The sequence below is a fragment of the Protofrankia sp. CiT1 genome (assembly GCF_917627335.1).
Taxonomy (GTDB): domain Bacteria; phylum Actinomycetota; class Actinomycetes; order Frankiales; family Frankiaceae; genus Protofrankia.
Window position 1 is genome coordinate 1 of record NZ_CAKJTP010000092.1, and the last position, 2,292, is coordinate 2,292.

Sequence of the window (2,292 nt, forward strand, 5' to 3'; positions counted from 1 at the left end):
TCCCTCCGCCGCCTTGCGATGTACGCACCCCAGCCCCGCTCCTTGATCCATACCCCTATTGCCGGGCGCTCTAAGGCCGTAGCCCCGCAGCTTCCGAACATCCAGATCCGGACCACTCGACAGCCCACTGCGATCCTCTGCGTATGGCGGTCTCCACCACACCCGGGGCGATTCAGACCAGCCCCCCGGTGGGCGTCGGAGGTCACCAGGCGCACGCCGGACAGGCCGTGGGCGACCAGGCCGCGGAAGAATGCCAGCCAGCCTGCGCCGTCCTCGCTGGACACCACGTCTAGGCCGAGGATCTCCCGGCGACCGTCGCCGTTCACGCCCACGGCGAGCAGACGGTGCATGTTGATCACACGGCCTGCCTCGCGGACTTTCATCGTCAGCGCGTCGGCCTGCACGAACCGGTACGGTCCGGCGTCCAACGGCCGTGACCGGAACGCCTCGACCTGGCCGTCGAGATGCTTCGCGAGTTCCGGGACCTGCGATGTCGATATGTGGCAGCGTAACCTGGAGGTACTGGAGGTACCGACGGACTGGTAGCTGGCGAGAAGGGGACGGACACGGAGATGATGGAGCGGACGCCCCGCCAGGTTGCGGTCAAGGTCTCGCCGGAAGGCGACAAGCTGATCACCAGTGGCGCGCACTACCTGCACATGAGCAAAAAGGATCTTGTTGAGGCGGCGGTCGCCTTTTACCTGGACGCGCGCCGCGAGGAGATGCAGTCCGGGATGCGGGAGCTGTTGAGCGAGCTCGACGGCAGCCGCGCGTCACGGGTAGCGATGCTCGCCGGGATGACTCGTGCTGAACTCGACGCGGTCGGCGGCGTCGAAGAGGACCGCTGACGGCGGCTGGACGGGCCCGCCCCACGCTCCGCTGCCTGCGAGAGGATCTCACCTTGGCGATCCCGCGCGCGGACACGCCTCTGGAGGACATCGGCCATCCGCTGCTCGCCAAGATCGGAGACCGCTTCGCCGACGACGAAACCCCGCGGGAGCGGATCGCCGCGATCGACGATCAGGTGTTGTTCAAGGTGAAGGTCCAGCGCTGGCGCGGTGCGGTGTGGGTCGACGCCGGGATCCCATGGCTGGTGGCGGCCGGGCAGCGCGAGGAAGGCTCGCCCGATGACTTCTACGCGGCGCTGGCCGCACACGCAACCGCCGCGCGGGCACGCTACAACGCCAGACACTCCCCTGCTCTCACCACCACGACCTACATCGGTGACCTGCTGCCTGGCCGGGAGGACGAGCTGAGGTGGAGGGCCGAGTCGGCGACGCGCGCCGAGCACACACTCAGGGCCGCAGTGCACCGGCTGGTGCGCGAGTCGCTACTCGACGGCCAAGAACACGCCGTCATGCTGGACGGCGCGGCGCTGGGAATCCAGGTCCTCGCTGACCAAGGGCACGAGACCTATGTCGCGATCCGCATCATCGGCTCGGTACCGCGGCGGCTCGTCGCGACGATCCTCAGTCTCGTACCCGGGTGCGCGGCCGACGCATGGATGTCGGACTATGCGATGCCGCAGCGGGCAGTGGCCCCCGAAGAACAGATCTGGTCCAACATCATGGACCCAGCCGAGGCCGCGAAGTTCCTCGACCAGCAACCATGATCCTGCCATCCTTCCCGACCCGACCGCGTCGAACGCGCCCCGCCCGTAAGGACCGGCGATCAACGACTCGGCGAAGTTCAAAGGCAGGGTGACGAGGTTCGCGAACAGCAACAGACATGGGACCGCACGACGAACCTCCACGGGCCCACCAGTTACAGAGAGTCGCTGGCTAGCGATCAGCAGACCGACGGCCGACAGATCGACGGCCGCCCGACCAGCGGCGCTATCCACACCGGAACACCCAGACGCAAGCCAAGGGCGAGCACGGTGCCGAACCCGAAGCAGAACGTCAACGCGACCACCACACCCACGATCACGATCACCAGACGGGCCGACGCATCCTACCCCATCCGAAATTCGGGACACACGTTCGAATCGCTTGATGATGTTGAAGTCGACGCGGTCACTCGTCGTCCCCGCTGCTCAGGGCCCGGGTTGCGACCGGTCGGACAGCGATCTCAGGGTCAGCAACCAAGATCAAACGGTTCGGATGTCGGTACACTCGGTCCACCCTGTCCACCAGCGGGCCGCTGACCTGGGCAAATAGGTTGTAGCTAGCAGGCTCGGCGCGTGGAGATTTTCTATCGGTGCAGGTCAGCGGGCACGGGAAGCCGGTTCGTACAATGCCGGGCTCCTCGAATGTGCCGGCCACCGGTGGTGGCTGTCAACGCCGGGTACAG

At 66.6% G+C, this 2,292-nt stretch carries 3 protein-coding genes and 1 pseudogene; 2 read left to right on the forward strand and 2 right to left on the reverse strand.

Translation table 11 applies throughout. The annotated features are described in order from the left end of the window. Positions 1-146: 146 nt before the first annotated feature. A pseudogene (locus tag MJ785_RS14750) lies at positions 147-500 on the reverse strand (transposase); the annotation flags it as partial. 72 nt (positions 501-572) lie between these two features. On the opposite strand from MJ785_RS14750, the gene MJ785_RS14755 reads away from it, so the two are divergent. Together MJ785_RS14755 and MJ785_RS14760 are read left to right on the forward strand one after the other, a co-directional pair. Next, on the forward strand, positions 573-848 hold the full coding sequence (locus MJ785_RS14755) for a hypothetical protein (RefSeq protein WP_239311381.1): 276 nt from the start codon (positions 573-575) through the stop codon (positions 846-848). Between the two features lie 53 nt (positions 849-901). Then, positions 902-1,612, forward strand: a complete 711-nt coding sequence (locus tag MJ785_RS14760) for a hypothetical protein (protein WP_239381371.1) — start codon at positions 902-904, stop codon at positions 1,610-1,612. Positions 1,613-1,788: 176 nt separating this feature from the next. On the opposite strand, the gene MJ785_RS21965 is transcribed toward MJ785_RS14760, so the two are convergent. Further along, entirely contained in the window at positions 1,789-1,923 is a 135-nt protein-coding gene (locus MJ785_RS21965) for a hypothetical protein (protein ID WP_255727658.1), read from the reverse strand. Between the last annotated feature and the right edge of the window lie 369 nt (positions 1,924-2,292).

What these genes read in the sequence shown, in the direction of transcription:
- MJ785_RS14755 (WP_239311381.1), top strand. Translation starts at nt 573, where the DNA reads ATGATGGAGCGGACGCCCCGCCAGGTTGCGGTCAAGGTCTCGCCGGAA.